Origin of the sequence: uncultured Salegentibacter sp., from assembly GCF_963972535.1 — a bacterium.
In the GTDB taxonomy this organism is placed as follows: domain Bacteria; phylum Bacteroidota; class Bacteroidia; order Flavobacteriales; family Flavobacteriaceae; genus Salegentibacter.
Window position 1 is genome coordinate 1 of the sequence record NZ_CAXAVR010000202.1, and the last position, 2,067, is coordinate 2,067.

General features: G+C 38.1%; 2 protein-coding genes. One reads left to right on the forward strand and one right to left on the reverse strand.

The genetic code is table 11. The features are described 5' to 3' along the window. Window positions 1-575 (forward strand): apolipoprotein N-acyltransferase (locus AACZ30_RS13790; RefSeq protein ID WP_339650093.1); only part of this gene is annotated, 575 nt, incomplete at its 5' end. 47 nt (window positions 576-622) lie between these two features. Here the strand turns inward: AACZ30_RS13790 and AACZ30_RS13795 are convergent. Next, window positions 623-2,017 (reverse strand): exopolysaccharide biosynthesis polyprenyl glycosylphosphotransferase, encoded by a 1,395-nt coding sequence (locus AACZ30_RS13795; RefSeq protein WP_075325971.1) that lies wholly within the window; start codon window positions 2,015-2,017, stop codon window positions 623-625. Between the last annotated feature and the right edge of the window lie 50 nt (window positions 2,018-2,067).

Below are 2,067 nucleotides of genomic sequence, written 5' to 3' on the forward strand. Positions count from 1 at the left end.
TTCCGCAGCTTTATCATAAATCTAAACTCGTAGTTGGCGTAGAGAACTTTCCTTATCAGGAAATCCTGAAACCTATTTTAGGTGATGTTATGATAGATCTCGGTGGCACCGTAGCGATGAAGACCACACAGGAAGACCGGGAAGTTTTCGCTTTGGATAATAATTCGGCTACGGGCCCCATTATTTGCTACGAATCCGTTTATGGAGAATATGTAACAGGATATGTAGAAAATGGCGCAGATTTTCTTAGCATTATTACGAACGATGCCTGGTGGGGAAACTCACAAGGCCACAAACAGCATCTTAGTTATGCTAAATTACGTGCCATAGAAACCCGTCGCGATGTAGTGCGAAGTGCAAATACTGGGATTTCAGCATTTATCAATCAAAAAGGAGAAATCACAAAAAGTCTGGGTTATGAGGAACAAGGCAGCATCAAGGCTGATATTCATCTTAATTCAGAAAAAACTTTTTACGTAGAATATGGAGATTATTTAGCGAGAGTAGCGCAATTCCTGGCTTTGTTTATTTTTCTCTTTGCGATAGTAAAGTATAAACGAAACAGGCCTTCATAAAGCTTTTCATGCTTACTGCTATTGCGCACTGCCAACTGAGAACTGAACTATTGTCCCCGGAAAAAAATTACCGTGCTTAAGGTTTTCAGGATAATATTCAGGTCAAGAAAAATTCCGCGATGTTTTATGTAATAGAGATCATACTGAAGCTTTACCAGGCTATCGGTATGGCAATTCCCATAATCTGCTTTTACCTGCGCCCAACCGGTTAAACCCGGTTTTACCACGTGTCGCGTTTCGTAAAAAGGGATTACTTTAGATAATTCATTCACAAAAACCGGCCTTTCCGGTCTAGGCCCAATCAGGCTCATTTCACCTTTTAATACATTATAAAACTGCGGGATTTCATCTAGACGAGACCTTCTTAAAAACTTTCCAAAGCGAGTAGTGCGTAAATCGTTCTTTTGGGCGTATTGAGGTCCGTTAGGTTCAGCATCCTTTACCATAGTTCTTAACTTCAAAATCCTGAAAACTTCTCCATATTTACCAATCCTTTCCTGCCTATAAAAAAGGGATCCACGGTTTCCCAGAAAGTTAGCTATTAAAATAATTGGCAGCATTAGTATCAAAAAAGTTAGCCCTATTATCGCGATAATAATATCGAATATTCTAAAGAAAAATTGATAAAATTTATTCTGATTACTTCGGCTAAAAGGAAAATATCGGTAAAAATCTTTATCTACGTGCTGCACGGGAATGCGCTGGGTAATTTCTTCGTAAACCTGTGTATAATCTTTAATAGGAAAACCCGCCTTCAGCAAAACACTTAACTGGTTATACAATGGCAGCATCAAACCTTCTTTGTAGCCACTGGCCACCACAATTTCGTTTATATGATGCTCTTTAATAGCTTCTGTAAGGTCTTCCACCTCAAACCTAATCAGCTTATCTTCATCTATTTCTGAAGAAATCCGGTCTTCGGTTTTAATATAACCCACCACCACGTAATTCGGATCAGATTTTTGAAGATCGGAGCTAATAAGGTTTATATCAAAAGAATTGCCTACCACCAGTACCCGCTTATAAAACCTTGGAGAAGAAATTAAAGTAATATAAACCAGTCGCCATAGTAACAGCGGAATCAAAATTGCGAGAAAGAAAAAGAGAATTTGCAAGCGATTTTCAGGCAAACTTGGCGTTAAAAAAGGCGTAAGGATATAGAACAAAACCGTTGCTCCAGAGCTTAACAATGAGTTCTGCAATACGCTATCAAAATTTGACGCTTTTTGAAGATCGTAGAGTTCAAAAATGCTGGCAAAAAGATTAAAATAAAGGAGTAAAACGAGGGTCCAATACCAGTTTTGTGAATCTATTCTAAAATAATCGAATTCAAAGATAATTCCTATCAGGCTGAGACAGGTTAAAATACAAAGCGAATCTAACAAACGTAGTAATACCTTACGCTCAGAGATTTCAAAATGTACAAGTGGCCGTTGGGACATAGCTTACCTACTTACGGGCTAAAGATAGAATTTTTTTGATTTCTACCATT